This window comes from Streptomyces sp. NPDC047117, from assembly GCF_040643545.1.
Classification (GTDB): domain Bacteria; phylum Actinomycetota; class Actinomycetes; order Streptomycetales; family Streptomycetaceae; genus Streptomyces.
Map to the genome: position 1 here is coordinate 197,194 of NZ_JBEYUN010000011.1, position 25,760 is coordinate 222,953.

General features: G+C 71.4%; 27 protein-coding genes. 12 read left to right on the forward strand and 15 right to left on the reverse strand.

Translation table 11 applies throughout. The annotated features are described in order from the left end of the window. Positions 1-57: 57 nt before the first annotated feature. The 4 genes from ABZ840_RS22650 to ABZ840_RS22665 all read right to left on the reverse strand — a co-directional run bounded on the left by ABZ840_RS22650 (position 58) and on the right by ABZ840_RS22665 (position 4,016). Positions 58-930 carry a hypothetical protein gene (locus ABZ840_RS22650; protein ID WP_361561895.1) on the reverse strand — a complete coding sequence of 291 codons (873 nt, stop codon included), beginning with the start codon at positions 928-930 and terminating at the stop codon, positions 58-60. A gap of 380 nt (positions 931-1,310) precedes the next feature. Continuing rightward, a complete protein-coding gene (locus tag ABZ840_RS22655) occupies positions 1,311-1,868 on the reverse strand; it encodes a GNAT family protein (RefSeq protein WP_361561896.1) in 558 nt (185 codons plus the stop codon). A gap of 104 nt (positions 1,869-1,972) precedes the next feature. Beyond that, positions 1,973-2,443 carry a hypothetical protein gene (locus ABZ840_RS22660; protein WP_361561897.1) on the reverse strand — a complete coding sequence of 157 codons (471 nt, stop codon included), beginning with the start codon at positions 2,441-2,443 and terminating at the stop codon, positions 1,973-1,975. A gap of 70 nt (positions 2,444-2,513) precedes the next feature. Next, positions 2,514-4,016 carry a hypothetical protein gene (locus ABZ840_RS22665; protein WP_361561898.1) on the reverse strand — a complete coding sequence of 501 codons (1,503 nt, stop codon included), beginning with the start codon at positions 4,014-4,016 and terminating at the stop codon, positions 2,514-2,516. A gap of 148 nt (positions 4,017-4,164) precedes the next feature. On the opposite strand from ABZ840_RS22665, the gene ABZ840_RS22670 reads away from it, so the two are divergent. Beyond that, a complete protein-coding gene (locus ABZ840_RS22670; RefSeq protein ID WP_361561899.1) occupies positions 4,165-4,629 on the forward strand; it encodes a VOC family protein in 465 nt (154 codons plus the stop codon). 42 nt (positions 4,630-4,671) lie between these two features. On the opposite strand, the gene ABZ840_RS22675 is transcribed toward ABZ840_RS22670, so the two are convergent. Then, positions 4,672-5,508 carry an alpha/beta hydrolase gene (locus ABZ840_RS22675; protein WP_361561900.1) on the reverse strand — a complete coding sequence of 279 codons (837 nt, stop codon included), beginning with the start codon at positions 5,506-5,508 and terminating at the stop codon, positions 4,672-4,674. A gap of 91 nt (positions 5,509-5,599) precedes the next feature. On the opposite strand from ABZ840_RS22675, the gene ABZ840_RS22680 reads away from it, so the two are divergent. The 3 genes from ABZ840_RS22680 to ABZ840_RS22690 all read left to right on the forward strand — a co-directional run bounded on the left by ABZ840_RS22680 (position 5,600) and on the right by ABZ840_RS22690 (position 8,494). Next, on the forward strand, positions 5,600-5,950 hold the full coding sequence (locus ABZ840_RS22680) for a MerR family transcriptional regulator (RefSeq protein WP_361561901.1): 351 nt from the start codon (positions 5,600-5,602) through the stop codon (positions 5,948-5,950). Positions 5,951-6,030: 80 nt separating this feature from the next. Further along, a complete protein-coding gene (locus tag ABZ840_RS22685; RefSeq protein WP_361561902.1) occupies positions 6,031-6,792 on the forward strand; it encodes a MerR family transcriptional regulator in 762 nt (253 codons plus the stop codon). A gap of 142 nt (positions 6,793-6,934) precedes the next feature. Next, the gene (locus ABZ840_RS22690) at positions 6,935-8,494 is read left to right on the forward strand and encodes an oxidoreductase (protein ID WP_361561903.1); all 1,560 of its coding nucleotides are present in this window, start codon (positions 6,935-6,937) and stop codon (positions 8,492-8,494) included. 37 nt (positions 8,495-8,531) lie between these two features. Here the strand turns inward: ABZ840_RS22690 and ABZ840_RS22695 are convergent, their stop codons facing one another. Beyond that, entirely contained in the window at positions 8,532-10,055 is a 1,524-nt protein-coding gene (locus ABZ840_RS22695) for an SDR family oxidoreductase (protein WP_361561904.1), read from the reverse strand. A gap of 184 nt (positions 10,056-10,239) precedes the next feature. On the opposite strand from ABZ840_RS22695, the gene ABZ840_RS22700 reads away from it, so the two are divergent. Continuing rightward, positions 10,240-10,755, forward strand: a complete 516-nt coding sequence (locus ABZ840_RS22700; protein ID WP_361561905.1) for a DUF402 domain-containing protein — start codon at positions 10,240-10,242, stop codon at positions 10,753-10,755. A 3-nt stretch (positions 10,756-10,758) separates the two neighbouring features. Here ABZ840_RS22700 and ABZ840_RS22705 read toward each other — a convergent pair whose 3' ends face one another. Both ABZ840_RS22705 and ABZ840_RS22710 read right to left on the reverse strand, forming a co-directional pair. Continuing rightward, positions 10,759-11,997 carry a GDSL-type esterase/lipase family protein gene (locus ABZ840_RS22705; protein ID WP_361561906.1) on the reverse strand — a complete coding sequence of 413 codons (1,239 nt, stop codon included), beginning with the start codon at positions 11,995-11,997 and terminating at the stop codon, positions 10,759-10,761. 157 nt (positions 11,998-12,154) lie between these two features. After that, on the reverse strand, positions 12,155-12,724 hold the full coding sequence (locus ABZ840_RS22710; protein WP_361561907.1) for a WHG domain-containing protein: 570 nt from the start codon (positions 12,722-12,724) through the stop codon (positions 12,155-12,157). An 86-nt stretch (positions 12,725-12,810) separates the two neighbouring features. On the opposite strand from ABZ840_RS22710, the gene ABZ840_RS22715 reads away from it, so the two are divergent. From ABZ840_RS22715 to ABZ840_RS22725, 3 genes are all read left to right on the forward strand, one after another. Further along, positions 12,811-12,960, forward strand: a complete 150-nt coding sequence (locus tag ABZ840_RS22715; RefSeq protein WP_361561908.1) for a hypothetical protein — start codon at positions 12,811-12,813, stop codon at positions 12,958-12,960. A 173-nt stretch (positions 12,961-13,133) separates the two neighbouring features. After that, positions 13,134-13,880 carry a haloacid dehalogenase type II gene (locus tag ABZ840_RS22720; RefSeq protein WP_361561909.1) on the forward strand — a complete coding sequence of 249 codons (747 nt, stop codon included), beginning with the start codon at positions 13,134-13,136 and terminating at the stop codon, positions 13,878-13,880. Between the two features lie 291 nt (positions 13,881-14,171). Then, complete coding sequence (locus ABZ840_RS22725) at positions 14,172-15,524, forward strand: MFS transporter (protein ID WP_361561978.1); 1,353 nt, start codon at positions 14,172-14,174, stop codon at positions 15,522-15,524. A gap of 92 nt (positions 15,525-15,616) precedes the next feature. Here the strand turns inward: ABZ840_RS22725 and ABZ840_RS22730 are convergent, their stop codons facing one another. The 4 genes from ABZ840_RS22730 to ABZ840_RS22745 all read right to left on the reverse strand — a co-directional run bounded on the left by ABZ840_RS22730 (position 15,617) and on the right by ABZ840_RS22745 (position 18,320). Next, positions 15,617-16,423 carry an STAS domain-containing protein gene (locus ABZ840_RS22730; RefSeq protein WP_361561910.1) on the reverse strand — a complete coding sequence of 269 codons (807 nt, stop codon included), beginning with the start codon at positions 16,421-16,423 and terminating at the stop codon, positions 15,617-15,619. A 323-nt stretch (positions 16,424-16,746) separates the two neighbouring features. Next, complete coding sequence (locus tag ABZ840_RS22735; RefSeq protein ID WP_361561911.1) at positions 16,747-17,208, reverse strand: hypothetical protein; 462 nt, start codon at positions 17,206-17,208, stop codon at positions 16,747-16,749. A gap of 3 nt (positions 17,209-17,211) precedes the next feature. After that, on the reverse strand, positions 17,212-17,532 hold the full coding sequence (locus tag ABZ840_RS22740) for a hypothetical protein (RefSeq protein ID WP_361561912.1): 321 nt from the start codon (positions 17,530-17,532) through the stop codon (positions 17,212-17,214). 98 nt (positions 17,533-17,630) lie between these two features. Then, on the reverse strand, positions 17,631-18,320 hold the full coding sequence (locus ABZ840_RS22745) for a DJ-1/PfpI family protein (protein WP_361561913.1): 690 nt from the start codon (positions 18,318-18,320) through the stop codon (positions 17,631-17,633). A gap of 259 nt (positions 18,321-18,579) precedes the next feature. Here ABZ840_RS22745 and ABZ840_RS22750 point away from each other — a divergent pair, with 259 nt between their 5' ends. From ABZ840_RS22750 to ABZ840_RS22760, 3 genes are read left to right on the forward strand one after another with little or no spacing between them, the layout of a single operon-like run. Beyond that, positions 18,580-20,919 carry a histidine kinase gene (locus ABZ840_RS22750; RefSeq protein ID WP_361561914.1) on the forward strand — a complete coding sequence of 780 codons (2,340 nt, stop codon included), beginning with the start codon at positions 18,580-18,582 and terminating at the stop codon, positions 20,917-20,919. Next, positions 20,916-21,599, forward strand: a complete 684-nt coding sequence (locus ABZ840_RS22755; protein ID WP_361561915.1) for a response regulator transcription factor — start codon at positions 20,916-20,918, stop codon at positions 21,597-21,599. Before ABZ840_RS22750 ends, ABZ840_RS22755 begins: the two co-directional genes overlap by 4 nt. Before the next feature lie 34 nt (positions 21,600-21,633). Beyond that, entirely contained in the window at positions 21,634-22,011 is a 378-nt protein-coding gene (locus ABZ840_RS22760; protein WP_361561916.1) for a hypothetical protein, read from the forward strand. A 156-nt stretch (positions 22,012-22,167) separates the two neighbouring features. Here the strand turns inward: ABZ840_RS22760 and ABZ840_RS22765 are convergent, their stop codons facing one another. From ABZ840_RS22765 to ABZ840_RS22775, 3 genes are all read right to left on the reverse strand, one after another. Further along, positions 22,168-22,581 carry a hypothetical protein gene (locus ABZ840_RS22765; RefSeq protein WP_361561917.1) on the reverse strand — a complete coding sequence of 138 codons (414 nt, stop codon included), beginning with the start codon at positions 22,579-22,581 and terminating at the stop codon, positions 22,168-22,170. A gap of 70 nt (positions 22,582-22,651) precedes the next feature. Continuing rightward, positions 22,652-23,734: a helix-turn-helix domain-containing protein gene (locus ABZ840_RS22770; protein ID WP_361561918.1), complete on the reverse strand. Its 1,083-nt coding sequence runs from the start codon at positions 23,732-23,734 to the stop codon at positions 22,652-22,654. A gap of 174 nt (positions 23,735-23,908) precedes the next feature. After that, the gene (locus ABZ840_RS22775) at positions 23,909-24,748 is read right to left on the reverse strand and encodes an alpha/beta hydrolase (RefSeq protein ID WP_361561919.1); all 840 of its coding nucleotides are present in this window, start codon (positions 24,746-24,748) and stop codon (positions 23,909-23,911) included. 347 nt (positions 24,749-25,095) lie between these two features. Here ABZ840_RS22775 and ABZ840_RS22780 point away from each other — a divergent pair, with 347 nt between their 5' ends. After that, positions 25,096-25,749 (forward strand): DUF4232 domain-containing protein, encoded by a 654-nt coding sequence (locus ABZ840_RS22780; RefSeq protein ID WP_361561920.1) that lies wholly within the window; start codon positions 25,096-25,098, stop codon positions 25,747-25,749. Positions 25,750-25,760: the final 11 nt, after the last annotated feature.

Sequence of the window (25,760 nt, forward strand, 5' to 3'; positions counted from 1 at the left end):
CGTGCGAGTGGCCGGCTCGGCTCGCCCTGAGGCGGCGGGGCGGGGGAGCGACCGCTCTCAGCCGGCCGCGGACGCCCGGTAGAGGCCGCGCCCGGCGCGCTGGGCGCGGGAGGTGGCGACCAGCCGGTCCAGGGTGCTGCGTACGGCGTTGACGCCGGCCGGGGAGTCGGCACGGCCCACGGCCTGAGCGATGTCCCGGGCACGCACGGGGGTCGCACCGCTCTCGGTGAGGGCGCTGACGACCTGCTCGGTCAGACCGTCCTTGGCGGAACCGGCCGTGACCGTCGCCTTCTTCGCCGCGGCGGGCTTGGCGGCGGGCTTGGCGGCGGCGTCCTTGCCCTTGGCGTCCTTCGCCGTGGCGTCCTGGGCCTTGGCGTCCTTCGTGTCCTTCACGGACTTGGTGGCCTTGGCCGCCTTGGCGGTGGTGCCGGCCTTGGCGGTGGTCGAGGACTTGGCGGCCTTCACGGTCTGCGCCGCGGCGGCCTTGCCGGCCGTGCCGCGCTTGCGGCCCTGCGCGGCGGCCGGGGCCTTCGCCGCCTTCTTCCGGCCGGTGCCGGCGGGCGCCTTACGGGCCTTGGGCACGGTGGGGGCCGGGGCCGCGGCCTTCTCCTCCTTCGCCGGCGCGGCGGCCGCCTTCTCCGATGCGGCGCTCGCCGGAGTGGTGTTCGCCGGGTCAGCGGGCGCTTCGGTCTCCGCCTTCGGGGCCGCGGCCGGGGCGGGCACCGTGGCGGCGGCCGCGGCCGGCGCGCCACCGTTGGCCGACAGGGACTGAAGGGCCTGCAGCGCGGTACGCACCGAGTCCAACCGCGTGGTGACGGCGGCGAGTTCCTGCTCCAGGGTCTGCTGCTGTGCCTCGAGGCGGGGGAGTTCGGACTCCAGCAGAGCCGTTGTGTCTTGGATGCTGCCCGGCGTGCTGACGGTTGAAGTCATGATGTTGCCTTTCTGTTTCCGGCCACCATGGCTATTTCGCGATGGTGCTGCGAGCAGCCTACGGGGCTGTCGTGGTGTTGTGTGCCGCTGTGACGTTGTCGGGTTCCCGAGAGAGTACGCATCAATGCACCTTCGTGGGCACAGTCGGTGCGCATCCGCCCCAAATTGGGGAACGTGTGACCGGGCTACCGCAACGCGCGGAAAAGTGTGCGATGCCACTGGCTCCGCCACGGACGCGGCCCAGCACAACACCTGTACGGCCCGCCGGAAGCCCATTGTGAGCAGGGGCGGCAGCACCACTCAAAAGGCCCGGAAGTACGGGCATCGAGGCCGCTCGCACGGCACCTCGGCTGCGCACAAGGACGGCAGAAAAGCGTCCTTCAGTGGCTGTTTGTCGCGGCACGCCACTCGGGCGCCAGCACCGACCACACCTCGGTGTCCTGCCGGACACCCCGGTAGGGGTGGTTCTCGCGCAGCACTCCGTCACGGCTCATGCCGAGCCGCTTGGCCACGTTGATGCTCGGTGTGTTCGCCGCGGACGCGTGCCACTCGACGCGGTGCATCCCTCGTTCGTGAACCGCCCAGTCGATGATGACGCGCACCGCACGAGTGACCAGGCCACGCCCGGCGGCGTCCGGCTCCAGCCAGCAACCGGCCTCACAGGTGCCCGCCTCCGCGTCGAAGACCCGGAAGAGCACACCGCCGACGAGCAGCCCGTTGAGCCGGATGCCGTACAGCCGGCCCGCGTCGGCCGCGGCCTTGTCCGCGTAGGACTGGAGCCAGCGCCGGGCGGAGTCGAGGTCGGCCGTGACGTCGGGGAGACCGATGTGCCGGCCGATGTACTCGCGCCCGCGGTCCATGTGCGCGAGGAACTCCGCGGCCTGCCACGGCTCCAACGGCCCCAGCTCGGCCCCGTCACCCAGAGAAATCGCGAACATCTCACCCTCCACCCCGACCACCAGCGCTCCCCGAATCCTCGCACGCCAACCTCCGGGCAGCTCCACGACCACCCACACACACCACGATCAGCGTGAAATCCCGCTCACGCCCCGCCGTCCGCGCCATCGAGCCGACCGGCCAGGCGTTGTATCGCCGAGCGGATGCCCCGGCCGTAGTCGTCGTCGCGCAGAGCATCGAGGTACTGCCGCGCCTGCGACAGGTGATCGCGGGCCCGGTCATGGTCGCCGAGCTTGTGGTGGTCGGCGGCGAGGTTGAGGTGCAGCGACGGGTAGAAGCCGCGTATTGCCAACGACGTGTGGTGCTGCTTGGCCCGGTCGTCGGTCACCGAGCTCGCCGCCTCCAGGGCGCGCACGTCCCACACGAGCTCTTCCTGCGGATCCTCCTGCAGGTCGGCCAGGTAGTGGGCGAGCACACAACGGTGGAAGGGGTCGCCGTCCGGGGTGATCTCGGCCCAGATCGCGGTGCACCGCTGCCGTGCGGCGTCGGTGTCACCGGCGTGCTGCAGCGCGATGGCCCCTTCGATGCGCTTCATGGCCGTGTCCTCGGCGGTCACGGAGCCTCCTGTCCTACGTCCGGTCAATGACGCGCGAAGCGTAGGGCGAGCCACTGACATCCCACTGGCATCAGCGCTTCGCGCAGTCGCGCCGGTCGGATCCCTTCGCGTCAATGCCCAGGCCGAAGCATTGGACGGTGGCGAATGTGGTCCGGTTGTCGGCGGTGGTGCCGCGGGTGATCCACCAGTGGGTGGGGTGTTCTCCGTAGAGGGCGAAGAGAGTGTCGGCGGCCCAGTGCAGGATCAGCTCTTCCTTGCCGTCGCCGTCGAAGTCGGCGGCGCCGGCGGGCCTGGCGTGCCGCCGCTCTGCGGGTGTCTTCTTGCCGCCGGAGCGGGCGGGGCCCTCCCGCCGTACGGGGATGCGCCGGTCGCCGTCGATCAGTGTGGCGCCCTCGTAGGTGGCGACGAGGACCCCGTCACGGCCGTCACCGTCCGGATCGGCGGCCACGAATCCACCGGGCCCGTAATCGGTGGCGGCGCCCTCGGGTGCGGTCGGCAGCCGGTGGGTGGCCGGAGTGCCGCCCGTGCCGGGGTACACGGCGAGCGATCCGTCGACCTCCGGAGCCTCGGTCTCGGAACCGGGTTCGTCGTTGCGGCTGCCGTCGTCCCCGATCGCCACATCGCGCTGCCCGTCGCCGTCGAAGTCCCCGAACGCGTGGGCGTTGCCGCGGCGCAGCCTTCGCCCGTCGGGCGAGGGTCCGGCGCCTCGGTGGGCCGGGTACAGGATGTTCTCGGACTGCTCGCCGTCGCTGATGGTGTGGAGCAGCAGAGAGGTCGCGCGCGGCTTGCCGGTGGGGTCGATGTCGTCCGCGATGAGGTCGCCGTCCCGCCATGGCAGCCGGGTGTCGCTGCGCGCGGGCACGCCGGAGCGGGTGAACGGGCCGTAGAGGAGAACAACGGAGGATTGATTGGCTGCGAGTGCCGCGAGGTCGTGATGCCCGTCCCCGTCGAAGTCGCCGCGTACGAGGGAGTCCACGCCGAGCTTCGATGCCCCGGCCGGGAGCCGCAGTGGGGTGGCCGGGGACTTCCCCGTGGGCCCGCCGGGGCCGCCCCAGGCCACGTACGGAACACTGCGGGGCGCTGACACGTGTCCGTCCGTCACGCGGGCGCCGTCGACGTCGGTGACGACGTCGGAGAAGCCGTCACCGTCCAGGTCGGCGGTGACCACCGCCTCGGCCGGAATGCTGTCCGGTCCGGCCGTACTCACCTCCTGCTCGGGCAGCCCGAAGTCGTGGCGCCCGTACACGGTGCGGGTCGTGGGGTCGAGTCCGTCGGCCGATCCGTAGACCACACCGACCCGTTCCTCGGACCGGGTGCGCCCGGGGTCGGCGGTGAGGGACACGGGTACGACCAGGTCGCGGTGGCCGTCACCGTTGAGGTCGTCGGGGTCCTTCGAGCCCTTGCCCGCTGCCGGCGCCCGGCTCGCGGCGGGCGCGGTGGGCACCCCGGTGGCCGCGCCGCCACCGTCGGACGCGGAGCGGTCCGTGGAACCACTGCCGCACCCGGTGAGCGGCGCGAGCACGACACAGGCGGCGCAGAGCGCCAAAGACCGCACAGCAGTACGAGTTTTCATACCCCGTACCTTCACATCCCCGCCGCACGGACTCCAGTGCGGGCCGAGCGAGCGGCCGGAGAATGCGTCCGTCGAGCCGTGTCTGCCTGACGGTACGTCAGCCTCGTCGGCGTGCGGTCATGACCACGTACCGCATATAACTGGGCGTATGGCACTGAACTGGACGTTGGTCATAGACAGCGGGAACGCGCCCTTCCTGGCGGATTTCTGGGCCGCGGCGCTGCAGTACGAGGTGGAGGACCCCAGCCCCCTGATCGATGAGCTGCTGGCCGGTGGCCTGCTCGGCAAGGAGGCTGTTGCCGAGCACCGCGGCCACAAGGTTTTCCGTGGCTACGCCGGGATCCGTCACCCCGACGACCCGTTCGACGAGAAGAGCGGTGTCGGGCACGGGCGCCGGCTGCTCTTCCAGGACGTGCCCGAGGACAAGGCGGTGAAGAACCGTCTGCACGTCGACGTCCACACCGGCGTCCCGGGCGTCCCCAAGGGCCTCGAAGAGCTGGTGGTACGGCTGGAGGGCCTGGGCGCGAGCCGCGTCCGCGAGGTGGACATGGGGCCCGCGGGACACTGGTGGGTCATGCGCGACCCGGAAGGCAACGAGTTCTGCGCCGCGTAGCCGCATAGCCGCACGCCTCACCGCGCAGTGCGCCCCCGCCCGTCACGTCGTGGGGGAGTGGAGCGTGGCGAGCAGGTCCCGCGTGTGGCGGAGCCACGTCGCTCGGCTGTCGGCGTCCAGGATGTGGCCCGCGCCCGGGAGTTCCACGAGCGTGGCGCCGGGAATGCCGGCGGCCAGGCGCCGTGAGCTGTCGGGCAGCACCAGCCGGTCCGCGAGCGGTGCGACCACGAGGGTGGGGACCTGAATGCGGGCCAGGTCGGCCCGTACGTCCACGCGGCTCACCAGATCGAAGTGGTCCGGCATACCGGGCGGCATGCCGTCCCGCACCTGGGCGACAGCCGCGTCGATCTCCTGGGCGGAAAGCGCATTGAGCTGGTCCTCCGACGCGCAGGCCAGGAACGCGAACCGGGCGACGGCGTCCCGGTCGCCGGCAGCCTCCAGAATCCGCACCAGCTGGGCCCCGAAGGCCAGTACCGGATCCGCGACGGGAAAACCGGCGGTGAGGACGAGGCCGGTGACACGGTGCGGATGACGGGTTGCCGCACGCACCGCCACCGTGGTGCCCAGCGACTCGCCGAGCACGGCGAACGTCTCGTGCCCGCGTGAGACCGCGGCCGCCACCAACTGGTCGACGAGCACGTCCAGGTCCAGCGGCCCGGTCGCGACCGGGGAGCCACCGGACCCGGGGTAGTGCGGGCCCACGATGCTGTGATCGCGCGCGAGGTCGTCGAGCACCGGGCCGAAGTTCTCGACGATGCCGCCACCCGCGCCATGGGCGAGCAGCAGGGCGGGGCCGGTGCCCTGCACGTACACGTCGAGATCGGATTCACGGCCGAGGACGGCCAGGTCGGAAGTGATGCGCGCAGCGTCAGAAGTCATGTGCAGGACGTTAAACTCCGACACCGGTGTCAGAGTCAAGTCTCTGCCGCACTCAAAGCCGGGCCGTTGTGACGAGAGGACGATCTCCGGGATGAGGATGAAGGAGATGGTGCGGCGTACCGGCGTACACGAACGCCTGCTCCGCTACTACGAGCAGCAGGGGCTGCTGGCGCCGCAGAGACTCCCCAGCGGATACCGGGAGTACGCCGAGGCGGACGTGGAGACGGTGCGGCGCATCCGCTGTCTGCTCGCCGCCGGATTGACCACGTCGGTCATCGCCCAGGTGCTGCCCTGCGTCACCGGTCACGACGACCGCCTCGTCCCTACCTGCCCGGACCTGATCGGCCGGTTGAACGGCGAACGCGACCGCATCACCCGCGAGATCCGGGCCCTCCAGGAGTCGCGCACCATGCTCGACACGATCCTCGGCACAGGGGCTTGAAGTTGCCGCAGCGGCAGCTTCTACCGTCCTGACCAGGGTCGGAACGACCGGCCTTGTGAGCACTCGGGAGGGAGTCGGCGATGGCCTGGCCGATCGCGGAGGTTGCCCGGATGTCGGGCGTGACGGCTCGGACGCTTCGGCACTACGACGAGATCGGTCTGCTGCCGCCCGCCCGGACCGGCAGCAACGGTCACCGGTACTACGGCGAGCACGAGTTGCTGCGCCTGCAGCAGATCCTCGTACTGCGGGCGCTGGGACTGGGGCTGCCCGAGATCGGCCGGGTCCTCGCGGCGCAGGTGGACGAGGTGGAGGCGCTGCGTGACCACCACCGTCGGCTGCTCGCCGAGCGGGACCGGCTGGACGCCCTGGCCGGCACCGTCTCCCGCACGATCACGGAACTGGAGCAGTCCAGAGAGGACGGCAGCCCCATGACGAGCATCAACCGGCCGGAGAACCTCTTCGAGGGCATCCGGCCCAGCCAGTACGCGGAGAACCTGCGGGACTTCCCCGAGCAGGCCGAGGCCGTCGCGCGGCACACCGCGACGATGAGCCAGGACGAGATCGAGGCGTTGCACCGTGCGCGCACGGCACAGATGATCCGGTTCGCCGAACTGCTGGCCGCCGGCCTGCCCGCCGATGCCGCACCGGTGCAGGCCGAGGCCGACGCCCAGTACCGGGCGCTGGCCGAGCTGCGGACGGTCGCCGCCGAGGAGTACCAGGCCATGGGGCGCGCATGTGTGGAGAACGAGCAGTGGCGCGCGGCGTACGAGGCGATCGCACCGGGCCTCGCCGCCTACCAGCGGGACGTCATCGAGGTGTACGCCACCACCCGGCTGAGCTGAGCCGGAGGGACGGGGCCGCCGCGGTGGGGAAGGAGTGTGTGGCGGCCCCGTTCGCCGGTTCCGCCCGGCCGGCATCTTGATCCGGTGTTGCCCGGCGTCCAAGATGAACGGACCCCCGTCCCGGGAGAGGGAGCCGGCACCCATGCGCGAAGAGGATCTGACGGATCCGGAACGCCGTCTGTGGCAGGCATTCGCGACGGGTACCAAGGTCGATCTGCGGGACCGGGCGGCCGATGGGGCTGATGGGGCCAACAGCGCTGATGGGTCCGACGCCGAAGGGGACGGATCCGGATCCGGGTGGGGGCCGGAGCGCACCGTACGCGCGTCGGTGATCCGTGCGCTGCTGCTCGGCAGTGTCGACCCCCGCGCGGGCGAGACCCCCGTGGTGCATCTGGTCGGGGCACGCATAGCGGGCCGGATGGACCTCGTGTTCTGCGAGGCCCGCTGCGTGCTGCGTCTGGAGGAGTGCCGGTTCGAGGAGGCACCGCAGTTGTACGGGGCGAAGCTGCACGTCACGGGCTTCGCTCGCTCGTACCTCCCCGGGCTCGGCGCCAACAGCGTCACGGTGGGCGGGCACCTCGACCTGATGCACACCCGCATCAGCGGCGCCCTCCGCCTGACCAATGCCCGTATCGACGGCAGCCTGCTCCTGCAAGGTGCGCTCCTGGACCACCCCGGGGCCGTGGCGCTCGACGGCTCGTGGCTGGAGATCGGCGGCGGCATCGTCTGCCACAGTGGCTTCCGGGCCGAGGGCGAGATGCGTTTGTCTGCGGCGCGTGTGGGCCAGGGACTCCACTTGCAGGGCGCGCGGCTGCACCACCCCGGCGGGGACGCGTTGTACGCCCCGGGCATCCACATCGGCTCCCATGCGGCCTTCAGTGACGGATTCCACGCGGAGGGTGCGATCGACCTGACCGACGCGACCATCGGCGGCCGCGTCAGCTTCCACACCGCGACGGTCCGGGGAACCGGTGCCCGAGGGGCCGATGACCGGGGGTCCGACGCCAGGGGAACAGACTGCCGCTGCCGCGGGGTGACGTACCGTCACCTGCAGGCCGCCGAACTCGACCTGTCCGCCGCACGCCTGCACGGCTCGGTAGACCTGCAGTACGCCCAGGTCGGTGTCCTGCACCTGCCCGTCGAGGACTTCGCATGCCCCCTCCACTTCGACGGACTGGAGTACCGGTCCCTGCGGCCGCAGCTGCCGGCCGGCGCGCGCCTTCCCCTCGTCGCACGCGACCCCGACGGATACCGGCCGCAGCCGTACCAGCAACTGGCCGCCGTGTACCAGTCGCTCGGGCACGACCACGACGCACGCGCCGTCCTGCTCGCCAAGCAACGCCACCGCCGCAGTACCCTCGGCCCCGCCGGGCGGGCGTGGGGGCACCTGCTCGATGCCACGGTCGGATACGGGTATCGGCCCTGGCTGGCCGGCCTCTGGCTCACCGCCCTCACCCTGCTGGGCACAGCGGTCTTCAGCGCCGCCGGGCCGACGCCCGTCAAAGAGGGCGAGGGCGCGCCCTTCCAGCCCCTCGTCTACACCCTCGACCTGCTCGTTCCCATCGGAGCCCTGGGCCAGCGCAACGCCTGGTACTGGACGACGGGCCTCCAGCAGTTCCTCGCCTACGCGCTGATCGCGGTCGGCTGGCTGCTGACCACCGCCGTCGTGGCGGGCGTGTCACGCGTACTCAACCGCAACTGAGCTCCTGAGCAGCTGAGAAACTGACCGGCATGAACGCCTAGTGTGCGCTCATGCCCTTGGCTGCGGCCTGGGCGATGTTGCGCGCCATCCCGCCGAAGACAACGGAGTGGAAGGGCGCCACGCTCCACCAGTAGGCGTGCCCGAACAGCCCGCGCGGATGGAACAGGGCGCGCTGCCGATAACGAGTGCGGCCGTCGTCGGCGCGCTCGGCGTACATCTCCAGCCAGGCCAGTCCCGGCAAGCGCATCTCGGCGCGGAGCCGCAGCAGGTGGCCGGGCTCGATCTCCTCCACCCGCCAGAAGTCGAGCGAGTCACCGATCCGCAGCCGTTCGGCATCCCGGCGCCCACGGCGCAGCCCGACACCGCCGACGGAACGGTCCAGCCAGCCGCGTACCGCCCAGGCGAGGGGGAAGGAGTACCAGCCGTTGTCACCGCCGATGCCCTCGATCACCCGCCACAGCGCTTCGGGCGGAGCGTCCACGGTCAGCTGCCGTTCGTCCTCGTACAGGCTGCCGCCGGCCCAGTCGGGGTCGGTGGGCAGCGGATCGCTCGGCGCACCGGGCACCGAGGCCGACGACCAGCGGGTGACGACATCCGCCTCCCGCACCCGCCGCAGCGCGAGCGCCAGCGATTCGTCGAACGGCAGCGGCGACGGCAGCGGCTGCTCGGTGCGGTCGGGGACGTACTGGGCGATGTCGTGCTCGCGGCACACCACCTCGTGGCGCAGCGACTCGGTGAGCGGGCGCGCGAGGGAGGTGGGCACGGGGGTCACCACGCCCACCCACAGGCTGGACAGCCGCGGGGTGAGCATCGGTACGGGCATGATCAGCCGGCGGCGGAGCCCGGCGACGGTGGCGTACCGGCTCATCATCTCGCGGTACGTCACGACGTCCGGGCCGCCGATGTCGAACGCACGGTTGACCTCGGCCGGCATCCGGGCCGAACCCACCAGGTAGCGCAGCACGTCCCGGACGCCGATCGGCTGGATGCGGGTACGCACCCAGCTCGGTGTGACCATGACCGGCAGCCGCTCGGTCAAGTAGCGCAGCATTTCGAAGGACGCGGAGCCGGACCCGATGATCACCGCGGCGCGCAGCACAGTGGCGGGCACCGACGCGTCGAGGAAGATGTGTCCCACCTGGGCCCGGGAACGCAGGTGCCGGGACAGCTCCTGCTCCGGGACGCCGCGCGGGGTCAGGCCGCCCAGGTAGACGATGCGCCGCACGCCCGCGGCACGGGCCTGCTCGGCGAAGATCTCCGCCGCGCGGCGGTCCTTCTCCTCGAACTCGGTTCCGGTACCGAGTGAATGCACCAGGTAGTAGGCGACGTCGATACCGTCCATCGCCGCGGCGACCGAGTCGGCGTCGGTGACATCGCCCTTGACCACCTCGGTGGAGTCCGCCCAAGGATGGTCACGCAGCTTGCCCGGAGTACGGGCCAGGCACCGCACTCGGTGGCCGGCCTTCAGCAGTTCGGGGACCAGCCGCCCGCCGATGTACCCGGTGGCCCCGGTCACCAGGCAGTGCAATGCGTCGGTGTCCTGCGGTGCGCCCGTCTGCACGGCCGACTCCCTTCCACGTCCGCCCGCCGTCTGGATCCCCCGCCCGATTATCGCCGCGGCGGGGCGAGGGCGCGTCTTTCGGCGATCCCGCGCGTGGCGGTGGCGAGTTTTGCCGCCACGAGGAACTATGGGCACGGAAGTCCAGGGCGGGGAGCGCAGGGGCGGGGAATGTATGGGCGGGGACATGAGGGGCGACGGAATGCTGCCGGTGGGTGGCGAGGTGCTGGTCGGACTGGTGAAGGGGGAGCGGACCAAGGTGCGCTACCCGGCGGCCGTCCTGAGCGACGACGGCACCCATGTCGTCGTGCGCGCGCCCTGGGCGGGGGACGGGGTCCGCGACTTCGGGTTCGTACGCTTCGAGCCGGGTGATGTGTTCACCGAGCACTACTGGCGCGACCGCTGGTACGCCGTCAAGGAGGTGCGGAGCGCCGACGGCACGGTGAAGGGCTGGTACTGCGACGTCACCCGGCCCGCGGCCGTCGGGCCGGGCGGCATCGTGGTCGAGGACCTGGACCTCGACCTGTGGCTGTCGGCGGACGGTGCGACCGTACTGCGGCTGGACGAGGACGAGTTCGCGGCGAGTGGCATCGAGGAACGCGATCCGGAGGCCGCGGCCGCGGCCCGCCGCTCACTGGATCAACTGGAGACACTCGCCCGTGCGGGCCACTTCCGTACGCTGGACGGCGACTTGCCTCGATGACGGTCAGGCGCCGCGGCCCGTGTCGGTGTCACCGGATGAGCGGACGTCACCGGATGTGCGGACGTCACCGGGCGCGAACGCGCCATCGGGGGCGAAGACCAGCTCGCTGAAGCGTTCGCCGATGCGCCGGTGGGTGGCGGCGTCGGGGTGAAGCTGGTCGGGCAGCGGCAGTTCGGCGAAGTCCGCCTCGCCGTAGAGCTCGCGGCCGTCGAGGTAGTACAGGTTCGGGTCGTCGGCCGCCCGCTGCTTCACGATGCGGGCCAGTTCGTCCCGGATCACATTGAGCGTCAGCCTGCCGGCCGACCGCTCGTCAGGATCGCCCCCGGCCCGGAACAGGAGCCGGCCCGTGCTGATCCTGCTGAAGTCCGGGACGCTGGGGCCGGGCGTGTCCTCGTGGATCGGGCACAGAATCGGCGACACGACCAGCAGCGGCGTGGTGGGGTGGCCTTCCCGGATGGTGTCGAGGAAGCCGTGCACCGCCGGCCCGAAGGCACGCAGCCGCATCAGATCGGCGTTGACCACGTTGATGCCGAGCTTGACGCTGATCAGGTCGGCGGCGGTGTCCCGCAGTGTACGCGCGGTGAACGGGTCGAGCAGGGCGCTGCCGCCCAGCCCCAGGTTGATCAGCTCCACGCCGCCGAGGCGGGCGGCGAGCGCCGGCCACGTGGTGGTGGGGCCGGCGGCGTCGGAGCCGTGGCTGATCGAGCTGCCGTGGTGCAGCCACACCCTGCGGCCCCGGTCCGGTGCGGGCTCGACGGGTGCGTCGGTGCGCAGCGTGATGAGTTCGGCGGACTCGTTGTGCGGCAGCCAGATCTCGATGTCCTTGGCGCGGTCGGGCAGCTCGGTGAAGCGGACGGTGCCGGGCTGTCCGGGGCTGTGCTCGAAGGTGCCGGCCGTCATGTCGATGGTCAGCGTGGAGCCGCCCGCCACACTGCCCGCACCGGCCGGGCTGCCGTCCACGAGCAGCTCGTACACGCCGTCCGGGCGGGGCGGCACGCCCACGTAGACGCGCTTGGTGGGCAGTGCGTCCAGTTCGATGGTGGTGGCCCGGGTACGGAAGGCCAGCCGTACGCCGGAGGGCTGGGCCTCGGCCATGGCAAGCTGGCCGTCGGAGTTCTGGGCCCGGGCCCAGGCCGGCAGCCGGTGCGGCAGCACGCCGTGCTCGGTGTGCTCCACCTCCACGGCGCCGCGCAGCAGGCCCCCGGTGACGGGCGTACTGAACCAGTTGTCCTCGGTGTGCATGACCTCAACCTCGGTGTGCGTGTGTGGTGGCCCTCGACGTGCGTGAGTGGCGGTCCTCGACGGGTATGAGTGGTGGCCCCCGACGTGCGTGTTCGGTGACTCTCGACGTGCGTGAGCGGTGGACCTCTGTGTGCGTGTGTGGTGGCGTACGCGCTGGTCAGGCCCTGGGCCAGTGCCGCAGAGTGGCGTCGAGCGCGTCCAGGATCCGGGTCCAGGTCTCCTGCGTGTCGGGTGCGCTGTGATCGAAACCGCCGCCCAGCTCCAGGCTGACGTAGCCGTGGAAGACACTGCCCAGCAGCCGCACCGCGTGCGTCTGGTCGGGCTCCGCCAGGTCGTAACCGCGCAGGATCGCCCGCGTCATTTGCGCGTGCCGGACGCCCGCGCTTGCGGCGGCGTCCGTCGGATCGAGTCTGAGCTGGGCCGCGGCGTAGCGGCCGGGGTGCTCGCGGGCGTAGTCGCGGTAGACGTTCGCCAGGGCGGTCAGCGCGTCCTTGCCCGCCCGCCCGGCCAGGGCGTCGGCGGCCCGGTCGGCGAGTTCTTCCAGGGCGAGCAACGCGATCCTGGTCTTCAGGTCCTGGGAGCTCTTCACATGCGAGTACAGACTCGCGACCTTGACGTCGAACCGCCTGGCGAGCGCCGAGACGGTCACCTGTTCAAAACCGACCTCATCGGCCAGCTCCGCACCTGCCTGCGCAAGCCGCTCCGTGGTCAGTCCGACCCGCACCATAGCGATCCTCTCCTCCGTCGTCACCGATTATGCAGTTGCCTAAAGATATTAGGCAAATCGCTAAGTGCATCAGGCTCGGTTCGGCCGTGGGGGCGTCAGGGAGACCGCATCCTGCGGCACCCGACACCAAGGCGATCCGGGCCACCACCGCTGCCGGCATCCTCACCCGCGACGTCGGCGGCACCGCCACCACCGAAGACGTCACCAAGGCCCTCACCGCCCACCTGACTGACTAGCAATGTAAGTATTGAGTGCCTATTGCGCCTCTTACTCGATCCCGTTACGTTTGGTTGACGGCCAACCCTGCCCTTGCCCGCGCGCAGTCGACGCGATCGACGCGATTTGCGTCGGCCACGTAGGTGAGGTGGGGGACCGCCCCCACGCCGCTGCTGCTCCGGGAGACCTCGCCATGTCAGAGCTGGAGATCGATGCCGTTGTGTTCGACGTGCTCGGCACGCTCGTCGACGAACCCGCGGGTCTTCGCGCGGGTATTCGTGCGCTCGACCGGTCTCTCGACGACGCCGGGACCGAGCGACTGCTGTCGCTGTGGCAGCGGCACATCGAGCGCGAGCAGCGCCGCATCGTCGACGGCGAGCGGCCCTACGCCACCACCGACACACTCGACCGGGAAGCCGCACGACTCGTCGCCGATGCCGCGGGCATCGGGGATCAGGGAGGTGGCGCCGGGGAAACCGACGACGAGGAAGCCGACTTCCCCGCCGCCGTGGCCACCCTCGCGCCGGCGGGGCGCCGGCTCCCGCCGTGGCCCGACACCGTGGCAGGGCTCGCCCGGCTCGCCGAACGGTTCCCGCTGATCGGACTCTCCAATGCGAGCCGGACGGCACTGCTGGCGCTCAACGCGCACGCCGGACTGCGCTGGCACCAGGCGCTGTCCGCCGAAGACACCCGGACGTACAAGCCGGACCCGGCGGTGTACCAACTGGCCGTCACCGTCTCCGGACGGCCGCCGGAGCGGCTGCTGATGGTTGCCACCCACGCCTGGGACCTGCGCGCCGCGCAACACCACGGCCTGCGCACCGCCTACGTCTCCCGCCCCGTCGGCGACCCGCCCGCCCCCTCGGACCGGTTCGACCTGTACGCCGATGACTTGGCCGACCTCGCCGCCCAACTCGGCACGCTACGGGGGACGACATGAGACGTCAGGCGGAGTCGTGACCCAGGGACCGCCTCCCTGGTAGCGTTCATGGCATGTCTGCTGCTTCGTGCGCGGCCGCTTGTGCCGCGGTGACCAGGACGTCCCGCTAGCGGCGGGACGTTCGACTCACACTTCTCCTGAACGTCCAGCCGCTTCGTGATCAGTCCGGAGCGGCACGTTCGTGCTGCTCAGAACTTCTTCTGAGCGACGGAGCACCTGATGTTCCCAGGCATCCCTTCTTCCCGCGGGCACAGCCCGTCCCCGGCGCGTGCATGGCTGGTGCTGTGCGCGATGTCCATGCTGCAGTTCTTCATCGCGGTCGACGTGACCGTGGTCAACATCGCCCTGCCCTCGATCGGCACCGCCTTCGACGTCGACGGACGTGCTCTGACCTGGGTCGTGGTCGGCTACACGGTCACCGGTGGCGGGCTGCTGATGCTCGGTGGCCGGCTCGGCGACCTGCTCGGCCGGCGGCGTGCGCTGCTGCTCGGCAGCGGCCTGTTCGGCATCGCGTCTCTGCTGGCGGGTCTGACCCCCACGTTTGCCCTGCTGGTGGTCGCGCGCCTGCTGCAGGGCGCAGGTGAGGCCATCGCGCTGCCCGCTGCGATGGCCACCATCGTCCTGTCGTTCCCCGAAGGGCCGAGTCGGTCGCGGGCCTTGAGCGTGTGGGCGGCGGTGGCCAGTTGTGGTCTCGTGGTCGGCTTCGTCCTGTCCGGAATCATCACCGCCCACCTGGGCTGGCGGTGGATCTTCCTGGTCTCGGTCCCGTTCGTTCTGATCGTGCTGCTGGCGGCCGTTTTCCTGGTCAACGGCGACCGCCCAGCCGTCAAGGACGCCTCGCCGCTGGACCTTCCCGGCGCGCTGCTGCTGACCGCCTGCCCGCTGCTGTTCATCTTCGGCGTGGTCGAGGCCGGTGAACGCGGAACGCCCGCATGGGTGGTCCCGGGGGCGCTGGCCGGGGCGATGGCCGCCGGAGTCGGGTTCGTCCGTGTCGAGGCACGCTCACGCAACCCGCTGCTGCCACTGCGCTTCTTCGCCGACCGCACGCGTGTGGCGGCCAATCTGGCCACGATGCTGCTGAGCGGAGCGTTGTCGACCTCGTTTCTGCTGTTCACCTTCGCTCTGCAGGACCGGCTGGGCGTCGGCCCGCTCGGTGCGGGTCTGACGATGTTGCCGCTGGCGGTCTCGCTGATCGTGTTCTCCATGCTCGTACCCCGGCTGCTGGGCCGGTGGGGAGCACGTGCCTGCGTGCTTGCCGGCACCGGGTTCACCGCGGCCGCGATGGCCGCGATCGCGCTCCTCTCGGCCCTGCGGGCAGACGGTGTGGCGATGATCGCGCCCATGCTCCTGATCGCGGCCGGGATGGCGTTCGGCCTCGTGGGGCTCCAGTACCTTGCGGTCAGCGGCGTCACCGAGGACGACGCCGGGACCGCCTCGGGCATCCAGCGCGCGGCTGACCAGTTGGGCGGTGCGACCGGGGTAGCGGTCTGCGTCGGGGCCGGGTTCGCTCCGACCCTGCACTCCCTCGATCCGTTCCTGGTCGCCACGCTGCTGGCCGCCGTGGGGCTCGTGATCGGTGCGGTCGTGGCCTGGCGCATGCCCGCGCCCGCTGCCGCAGCCGACCCACAGGTACAGGTCGGGTGACTTTCGCCCCGCGGGGGTGTGCGGTCTTGGTAGTCGGGACGGCCACCCCCCGCGGGGCGTTGGTCAAGTTCTCCACGGCCACGCGCCGGGGCTCAGGCCCCGGAGCGCGAGCAGAGGCGGCCCGCCGAGCGGGCCAGGGAGGCGAGCATGCGGCGTTGCTCGTACGGCCAGTGGCTGGGCCCGGAGTGGTGGAGGGAAATGACCCCGATCACGGTGCTGGTCGGTCCCAGTACGGGTAATGAGGCCACGGCGCCGACGGGGACCTCGTGGAGCACGTCGGCGGCGGCCGTGCCCGCGAAGAGGGGTGAGTTGGAGATCTCCTCGACGTAGACAGGGGAGCGGTCCTGGGCGGCCACGCCGCAGGCGCTTTCGCGGTCGGACACCGTCTCGAAGAAGCTGAGGAAGGGGCGGGCGAAGCCGCGCTGTCCGACGATGCGCAGCGTGCCGTTCCCGTGGTCGCACGCCTGGGCGTTGCCCAGTGGGGCCTCGGTGATCCGTAGGGCGAGCGCCAGCGCCGCGACCAGGACCGCGTGGTCGGGGTGGTGGCTCAGCCGGTGTCCGGCCGCACAGGACCGTACGATCTGTGCGGCCATCGGGTCGCGACTGAGCCGGACGGTGCGCAGTACGCTGCTGTTCGCCGCCTGCAGCACCAGTTGGCGGGACGCGTCCGTCGCGCGGTAGTAGAGCTCCAGCAGCAGGTCCACTCCGGCCAGCCCGCAGAACGTCACCCGGCTCAGATCCAGTACGACTTGTGCGGCGCACTCCTCCGGGCCCGGCAGCCGGTGGATCAGTGCCGCCACGGACAGGCTGTCCAGTTCGCCCGCGATACGGATGAGGGTCCGCTCGGTGGACATGGTGATGCTGAAGCGCGCGTGATGCGCCGGCTCGGACCAGGACATGCTGCACCTGCCTGCCCGCGATCGCTTGCTCTGCGTGGTCGCTACGGATGAGGAGGTCGCGCGGTGTACGCGGGGTTGTCCGGCTCAGCCTAGCTCCGGGAGGAGCGCGCCCCGGGGGCACCGCAGCGAATTCGGACGATGTGCCAGAGTGAGCGGATTCGTGGCGAGCGCCGCGGGCTCCGGCACTTGCGCCCCCGCGCGCGTCGGCAGGTGAACTGCCGACGCGCGCGGCCTGAGGACGGCCTGACGGCCGGAGTGGGCGTGGCCGGGTTGGGGGACGAGTTCGGTGTGTGCGGTGATGCGCAGTGGCCGCAGATGCACGGTCATACTCCTGTGGTGGAGCCGGGCCGGATGATCATCAGGACGGTGACCACCGCCCAGAGCAGGTTGAAGATTCCGGTCACCATGGCGAGGCGCCCCGGTGACCCCAGGGCAGGGCCGGAAACCTGCGCCGCGGCGAGGGCGTTGCCCTGGGCGGGCAGGATCAGCAGCGCCAGAATGGCGGCGGCCGCCGCCGTCAGGAGGATCGAGACGATCAGCCAACCGCTGCCCAGGACACCCATGCTCCGGGCCGTCGCGAACCCGAAGACCGGTACCGCGATGCCGACGGCCGCATAGACGCGGCAGATGCGGTGCAGCATCCGCAGGGCCGTGAGCGCCTCATGGTCGCCCGGCTCGCTGTGGGCGCGGCGCAGAGCCTTGGGGAACATGCTTGCGGCGACGGTGACCGGGCCGATGGCCACCACGGCGGCCAGCACGTGCAGGGAGAGAAGAAGTGTGGTCACCGGTCAGCGGCCCGTCTCTGCCCGGGCGGCGCGGCGCTCACCGGTGACCTTCGAGGCCGGGAGGCGTCCGGCCCGGGAGGTCCCCGACAGGGTGTTGCCGTCGACGGTGACGGCGAAGGTCAGGTTGAGCCGCATGGGCTTGGTGATGGCCTGCTTCCAGGTGAGCCGGTCGCCGTCGAGGACGACGTCGCTGAGCGGGATCTCCTCTCCCGCGCCACGCGCGGTGCCGGTCAGCACACCGCTTTCCCGGCGGAGTTCGACCTCGGCCTCGATCTTGCCGATGGGGGTGGAGACGGACAGGTCCCAGATGCCTTCGACGGACATGCTGCAGTGGTTCCTCACGGTGCGATGGGGGAGCGGTGAGACCGCGGTGCAGAGGGGGTGCGGCAGTGTTGTGGGGTGCGCGGCGAGCGGCCCGGCGGTCAGAAGCCGGCGGGTACCGGGCCCTGGGCGCGCCATACGGTGCCGCGGCGTTCGTGTGCGAAGAGTTCTTCGACGGCGTGCGCGATCCGCGGGCCCACTTCCCGTTCCAGGAGGTACAGACCCAGGTCGAGTCCGGAGGTGACGCCCGCACCGGTGACCAGGTCGCCGTCGTCGACGACGCGGGCCCGCACCGCGTGGACACCGGTGGCGTCGAGCAGGTCCAGGCCCATGTGGTGCGACGTGGCGTGACGTCCTTCGAGCAGGCCGGCCATGGCCAGTACGAGCGAGCCGCCGCACACCGCGCCGACCGTCACCGCCGGGTTCTCCATCGCCGCCCGCAACAGTGTGGGCAGCTCGGTGGTCAGGGTGCGGCCCAGCAGTACGGGGATGAGTTCGTCCTGCCGCCATTCCCCGGTCCTGGCGTCCTGGTCCGGGGCCTCGCCGGGCTCTCCGACGCGGCCCGAGGCGCCGGGTACCAGGATCAGGCCCGCTCGTACGGGGTCGAGGGCGGCGGTGGCGCGCAACGTCAGCCCGCCGGTGCCGCTGAGCACCTCGCGCGGCCCTTCGGCGGAGACCAGCTCCACGCTCACCCCGCCTCCGGAAGCGGTGCCGCCGGCGTACAGCACCTCGTAGGGCGCGATGACATCGAGCGGATCGAAGCCGTCGAAGAGGACGATCTGAGCGTGCATGCGGGGGTCCTTCGGTACGTGAATCCCGGCACTTTCCGGGGACGCGTCCGAAGCTATCCAGCAGCCATGCCGTCTCCCAGTGGCATGAGTGACACCCTTCCCCGGGAAAGTGCCACGCGATTCCCCGGGAAAGCGCCACCTGCCTTCAGCCCGGCCCGAGGGTGGATGCCGAGGCCCGGTCTCTATCTCTGGTTGGAGACCGTGATCGCCCTGCGGCCTGATGCTGACGGGCCGCACGCGACCATAGCCTGGGCACATCATGAAACGAACCGATGACCGGCTGCTTCCGGTCCTGCTGCTCGGTGCCCAGGCGGTGGTGTGGCCCGGTGCCGCGCTGGTGCGCGGGGCCACGCCGACGGCTGCGGAGTCCCTCGCGGCCGTCCTGGTGGGCGGGCTGGTGACCGTCGCGCTCACGGCCCGCCGTACGCGCCCGGTGCCCGTCCTCGTCCTGGTCGTCGCCGTCTGCGCGCTCATCGCTGAGCCACTGCCCGCCGGCGTGGTGGCCGTGTACGGCACCGCCGGTGTCGCACTGGCCCTGTTCGCGGTGGCCACCGAGCGGGACACCACCACCGCACTGCTGTGCGTCGTGACGCTCGCGCTCTGGCAACTCGTGCACGGCCTCACCCTGCACGGGGTCGGCGGTGGCGGCGAGGGTCTCGACCTCGTACTCACCACACTGCTCTACGCGACGGCCACCGGCACGGGCCTGTACGCACGGCGGCTGCGATCCGCGCGGCAGGCCGCCGAGCGGCGTCTGCACCGGGCGGAGGCCGAGCGGCACCGGCTCCCCGCGGCCGAACGCGGCCGTATGGAGCGGGAGTTGCACGACGTCAGCGCCCATCACCTGACGGCGGTCGTGGTGACGGTGGAGGCGGCGCTCGGACTGCGCGACCGCCGGCCCGAACTGGCCGACCAGGCAGCGGAATTCGCCGCCGGGACCGGCCGTGAGGTGACCCGGGCGCTGAGCGCGGTGCGCGCCCCGGCCCTGGCACCGCAGGACGGCCCGGCGCCGGAGGAGCGGCTGCGGGAACTGGTGGCCGGCTTCCGCGCCCTCGGCCAGCCGGTGACCTGCGACATCGAGGCGCTGCCCGACGGGTCCCGCGGCGACACCGTGTACGGCATCGTCCGCGAGGCGCTGACCAACGTGGTGCGCCACGCCTCGGGCGCCCCCACCACCGTGCGCTGCACGCACGACGATGCGCGGACGGAGATCGTGGTGCGCAACGCGCCGCCGGAGGCCACCGGGCCCGCCACCACACCGGGCAAGGGCCTCGGCGGCGGGCGCGGCCAGAACTTCCTCCGCGGCCGGGCGCGGGAAGCGGGCGGCACGCTCACCAGCGGGCCGACTCCGGACGGAGGGTGGGAAGTACGGGCGGTCCTGCCGGCGGGGAGTGGGACGTCACCGGTGCCGTCGGTTCCGCGGACGTACCGCCTCGCGCAGTTCGTCGCGGCCGCCGTGCTGTGTTTCCAGCCGCTGCTGCCGTTCCTCGTCATCCGGGAGAACACGACGTCTGCCGGGTCCGGCGTCTCCGCCGGCGCGCTCTTCGCACTGCTCGCCGCGGCGCAGGCGGTCACGTTGCTGTGGCTGCGGCGGACCCCGCGCGCCGCGTGGGGCGTGCTGTTGGTCCTCGCCGGGCTGTGGCCGGCGGCGATGGCCGTGAGCGGGTACGCGGGGCCGGCGGTCGTACCGCCCGCACTGAGCATGATCGCTACCTGCGTGGCACTCGTCCTGGCGGCAGCTGACGGTGCGTCGGGCGAGGGCCCCGACCCGAGTGGGGGGATGCGGCGCTTCGCGGTACCGGTCGTGGTCGCTGCCGTACACACGGCCACGGTGATCGCCGCCGTACTCGCGCGCGGCGGCACCACGCCCGTCTGGGCGGCCGCCGGGGCCGCAACCGTCGTGGTGGCGGCCGCCGCCTGGGTTGCCGGCACCCGGTACGGCACACGCCGACGAGCCGCCCGCGACACCCACGAGCAGCGTCTCGCCGCGTGGACCGAGGAGGCCGTACGCGACGCATGGGCCGAACGCCGCCGGATCACCACCGGGCTGGAGACCACCGTGCTGGCACGCACCGCCGAGGTCGTCGCGGAGGCGGAAGCGGGGCGGCTGGCCGCGACGGCGGAGCGGGCCCGCGAGGCCCTGGCCGCCATGCGGGCCCTGCTCGAAACGGTCCGGGACGGGGAGCAGCACGCCGAACTCCGGCCGCAGCCCACGCTCCAGGCCCTCGATCTCCTCGTCGACCAGTGCCGGGCCACCGGCCGTCGGGTGGAAGTACGGATCGGTGACCGGGTCCCGGCGCGACTGCCGGCAGCGGTGGACATCGCGGCCTACCGTGCCGCCGAGACCCTCCTGGAGGCGGGCGGGCACGAGGCAGGCCTTCTGGAGGCGGGTGGGGGCGAACCCACCGCGCTCGTCCTCGACGCCGATGACGACGCCCTGACCCTCACGGCGACCGGCGTGTCCGGCGCCGCCCGCGGCGCCGCGCGGCACCGGCTGGCGACGCGAGCCGCCGCCCTCGGCGGCACCCTGACCACCGATCGGCCGGGCACGGTCGTGTTGCGGCTGCCCTTGAACGGAGACCAGGAGGAATCCCGATGACCATCGACGTGCTGGTCGTCGACGACCAGGCAGTGGTCCGGGCGGGCTTCGCCGCCGTCATCGACGCCGAGGAGGACATGACGGTTGTCGGAGAAGCCGGTGACGGCGCCGCCGCGGTGAGCCTCGCCGAACAGCTCACACCGGACGTGGTCGTCATGGACGTACGGATGCCCGGCCTCGACGGCATCACCGCCACCCGGATCCTCACCGGGCGCGAGAACCCGCCGCGCGTCCTCGTACTGACCACCTTCGACCTCGACGCCTACGTCTTCGACGCACTGCGCGCCGGTGCCTCCGGCTTCCTCCTCAAGGACGTGCAGGCAGCCGAACTGCTGCAGGGCATCCGCGTCGTGGCCGGCGGGGAGAGCGTCCTCGCCCCTTCCGCCACCCGCCGGCTCATCGGGCACTACGCGTCCGGCCCGCCCACCGGGCCGCGGGCCGGGCACGACACGACCCTCCTGGCGCAGCTGACCGCGCGCGAACGCCGCGTCCTCACCCTGGTCGCCTCCGGCCTGAACAACGCCGAGATCGCCGCCGAACTCGACATCACCGTCGGCACCGTCAAGTCCCACGTGAACGCGCTGCTGCGCAAGCTCCAGGTACGCGACCGGGTGCAGGCGACGATCTTCGCGTACGACCTGGGCCTCGTCCGTGCGATCCCACCGGGAACGCATCCCTGACGCCCACCATCACTTACAGCGGAACACCGACGCCATGAACACCAACACCGTCAGTACCCACACCATGACCACCACGCACAAGGAGCAGACCGTCCCTATGAACGACCCCGCGGCCACCCACCCCGTCCTGCGGACCGTACGCGAGGCGCTGGGCAGCCTCGTCGCCCGGCTCTACCTCGCCGTGTGCGCGGCCCTCCTCGTCTGGGCCATCGTGGTGAGCTACGGCGACAACCCCGACGCCTCCTTCGCCGGAGTGGTGCCGACGATCGCCACCGCGCCGGTGAGCCTGCTGATGCTCGTGCTGCCCGACCACTTCTCAATGTTCTTCCTCCCCGTCATCGTCGGTGCGCTGGTGAACGCAGTGATCATCGGCTGGTGTGCCCGCGTCCTGCGCCAGGGACGCAACGGCTGACCGCACGCTGCGCCAACCGGGTGGACATCGTCCACCACAGCCACCTGACACCACCGCCGGCGCATCACCACCCCGCGGGCGGGTACGACACGATCAACTATCCGTCCCCCACGGATACCCCGGAGGGCCCGCAGAGTGCGGGCCCTCCGTATGTTGTCAGTAGGCGATCTGCCCGGCGCTGCGGGCCGTCCCCTTGAACTGGATGTAGAAGCCGGAGCCGTCCTTCACGTCCGTGGCAACCTGCATCCACTTGCCCGCCGTGGCCGTCTTCCAGCCGTTGCACTTGCCGGTCGCCTTGAAGCAGGTCGTGACCTGGCGGGTGGCCTTGACCTTCAGGTTGATGTCGGCGCAGTTCTTGGTGGTGTACGCGTACGTGCCCGTGGCGGGCCAGTGCGCGTTGCGGCTGCCGCTGCCCGGCGTGCTGGTGTAGTTCTTCGCGGTGCCGTAGCAGGACTGGATCGCCACGTTGGCCTTCGGCTCCGAGGCGCTTGCCGGGCCGGTCGTTGCCGCGGCAGCCACCCCTCCGAGCAGTACGGCGGTCATCGCGAACGGAGCGATACGAGTGCGCATTCGCACGGGAATTCCCCCTGTGAGTTCCGTGTGATCGAGTGTTCTCCCGCGTGCCGAATGCCGTGGCATGTCATGCACGCGAGGAACAGCTTCGCCCGTCGCCGCCTCCGGCGCCTTGGCTCTGCGCGCCAGGGCCTTGGCCGGGGGTGCCAGGTTCGTCTCGGCCCGGTGTCCCGGGTTCGGTGCCGCCGCAAGGGTGCGTGCGGTTCCGGTAGTCGCTGGGCGTGGTGCCGTAGTGCGCGCGGAAGGCGCGGGTGAAGTCCGCGGGGCGGGGGAATCCCCAGCGGGCCGCCACGGCCTGGATCGGTACGTGCCGCTTCAGCGGGTCCGCCAGATCGCGCCGGCAGCGCTCCAGGCGCTGGCCGCGTATCCAGGTACGGATGCTCGTCCCGTGTTGCTGGAACAGCCGGTGCAGGGAGCGGACCGAGATGTGGTGCGCCGCCGCGATGTCGCTCGCGGCGAGGGTGGGGTCGCCCAGCCGGTGCTGGACGAAGGAGGTGATGCGGAGATAGAGGGCGCGTTGCCGGCAGGACGGCGGCACGTCGCGTTCGCGGTCCGTGTGGTGCGCGAGGAACGCGGTCGCCAGGTCGAGCCCCACGGCGCCGAGTCGGGCCGTGTCCTGCGGTGTGTAGTCGGCGCCGTCCTCCGCCAGACGGACCAGGAAGTCCGCCAGCAGCCGGCCGAGCCCCTTGTCGCCCGGGAGCGGGGACGCGATGAGCGGGGCGAGATGGTCGGCGCGCAGGGGGAGCAGCTCGCGTGGGAACTGTATGAGGAGCGCCTCACCGTCGGCGTAGGAGTCGAACGGGCGCGAGCTGTCAAAGACCAGCAGCTCACCCGGCCGGCCCGGGGCACGGCGGCGGTTCTGCTCGATCACATGGGGGCCGGAGCGTACGAGGGCGATCTGGAGGGTTTCCGGGTCGGAGACACGGATCAGCTTCGGCGTGCGGTGGGAGCAGAAGGAGGAGTACGCCATTCCCGAGAGCTGTACCGGGCCCAGCGGCATCGCCTTGAACCAGCCGCTGAACACCTCGACGTCGACCAGCCGGAAGGTCGTCGGCATCACCGTGGTCCGGGTGACCTCCGCCCACGCGGCGAGCGCGTCCCGTGCCGCAAAAGCCGTGCTGTCGAAGACCTTGTCCACGTTCCCCCCCAAGACCGGGCGGTCGGCGCGCAGTTGCCGACCGAAATCCGTGACAGTCCGGAATCCGTGACAGTCCGGAATCCGTGACAGCCGGAAATCTAAGGAAGGGGAGTAAATGTCTGGTGTACGTCTGAAAAGTGGTCCGCCGTTCATGCAAGCTTCAAGCGTGCCGCCCCGATTCGCCGCTCACGTCCGCTCGGCGCGGTGCCACAGCTCCTGCAGCGCGTTGTTCACACGCTCCGGCTGTTGGGTGTGCGGGTAGTAGCCGGGCACGACCAGGTGGTCGGCCGCGAGGGCTTCGGCGAGGTACGCGGCGCAGGCGATCAGCGGCTCGCCGGCGTACTTGCGGTACTGCTCGGGTGCCCCTTCCCAGTCGCCGGAGACCAGCAGCTTCGGGAACGACGCCTCGGCCAGCGGCTCCAGCGCGATGTCCGCGTCCCAGCAGGGGAGTTCGGTCATCGTGGCCGCGGCAGCGCGCAGCCGCGCCGGTGTCGCCTCGGGCGTCGCCATCCCGACCGACTCGGTGGCGCCGCGCAGGAACTCCTCCGGCGTGAGGCCGGCGGGCAGCGCCGCGGTGGCCGCCCGGGCGCGCGCCAGTGCCTCGGCGACGACCGGGTGGCGCTCGGCGGGGCGCAGGGCGCCGGGCTGGATCAGTGTGAGCGAGCGGACCAGGTCCGGGCGGCGTACGGCGGCGGCCAGTGCGCCGACACCGCCGTACGCATGCCCGACCAGGTGAGCGCCGGTGCCGCCGGCTCCGAGCAGACCGATGACGTCCTCGGCGTCCACCGCCCAGTCGCTGCGCTCGATGTCGGGGCTGAGCCCGTACCCTCTGCGGTCCATCAGCAGCAGGCGATGCCGGCCGGCCAGGGGCCGCTGGGCCGCGAAGCCGTACCGGTCGTCGTCGCCCCAGGTCAGGATCCCGTGCACGAAGACGACGGGCGGGCGGTCGGCGTTCTCGTCGCCCCACGCGGTGACGTGCACCGGTGCGGCCGCCGCCGGGTGCCGGTCACTCATCGGCTCGGTCATCGGTTTCCCCCTCGATTCGCCGGCTGCTGACACACCGCCCGACGGCCCGTGGCGACGACGCGGTGCCCGCGAGAGACACTACCCAGAACCCCGTGCTCGCCTCTCCCGGCCGACGACCGCATCCCCGCGCGCCACAGCCCCCGCCAAGCGGTGTTACCGCCTCCGCAAAAGCGGTGTTACCGCTTCCGACCGGCGCGTTAGCGGAACGACAGCCTCGCGTGAGTGAAACGTCAGCTGTCGGAGCCAAGCTGGTTCTCAGAGCGGGGAAGGCTTCATGAAGCCCGTCCCACGCACACGCACCTCGACCACCGCCACCACCAGCACACCATTGCACGGGGGGACCCCACATGCGTACCAACCGAATCCGCGTCGCAGGCCTGGCCGCCGTCACCGCCGCCCTTGCCCTGAGCGTGACCGCCTGTGGCGGTTCGGACAGCGCCAAGGACAGCGGAGCCAAGGAGAAGACCTCCGCGGCGGCGTACACCGCGAAGAGCTCCGCCGACGTCGGCACCCGTTCCGCCACCGACACCGCCGTCCCGGCCGCCGACCAGATCACCAAGGCCAGCGCCGCCACCCGTCAGTGCAGTGGCAACGAGCTGTCCTACGACGTACTGCACCGCTTCCCGAAGCAGCTGGGCGAGCACCTGCTGATCACGGCCCGGAACACCGGCTCCAAGGCCTGCTGGGTCACGTCCTACCCGTCCGTCATGCTCGGGGACACCTCGAACGTCCTGCCGCACTCCAAGAAGGACGCCCCGGGCGGCAGCGACCGGATCACGGTGCGCCCCGGCGGCAAGGTCTACTCGGCCGTGGCCCTCTTCGCCGACAGCGCCAAGACCCACACCTCGTCGGAGCTCTCCCTTGCGCTGCGCGACCAGACCGGTGACACCGGCCCGGCCTCGGAGCTGAAGGCCCACAACAGCAAGGGCGCGCCGTCGAAGTTCACCTGGTCCGACGCCGACGTACTGAACTGGAACACGGAGAAGCCGTACGACTTCTGATCCTGAGGCCG